The following is a 229-nucleotide window of genomic DNA, read 5'->3' on the forward strand; positions in this document are numbered from 1 at the left end:
CAAATTTAGAAGCTTCTTCATAATGTACATTTATTGTAGCTATAGTTAATTCTGCATTATTTCACTTATGTTCTTCTAGCATCAACTTATAGTTCATTTTATTAATATGATCACCTGTTAGTATAAGTACATATTTAGATGCCATATTTTTAATAAATGTTAAGTTCTGTCTTATAGCATCAGTTGTACCCTGATACCAAGATTGCTCTTTCAAACTTTCATGAGGTTG

Annotated in this window: 1 protein-coding gene; it reads right to left on the minus strand. The window is 28.4% G+C overall.

What is annotated here, in order from left to right; translation table 11 throughout:
• Nucleotides 1-61: 61 nt before the first annotated feature.
• Nucleotides 62-214 carry a sugar phosphate nucleotidyltransferase gene (locus tag AYC60_RS08280; protein WP_231724616.1) on the minus strand — a complete coding sequence of 51 codons (153 nt, stop codon included), beginning with the start codon at nt 212-214 and terminating at the stop codon, nt 62-64.
• Nucleotides 215-229 lie beyond the last annotated feature (15 nt).

Origin of the sequence: Streptobacillus felis, assembly GCF_001559775.1 — a bacterium.
Classification (GTDB): Bacteria; Fusobacteriota; Fusobacteriia; order Fusobacteriales; family Leptotrichiaceae; genus Streptobacillus; species Streptobacillus felis.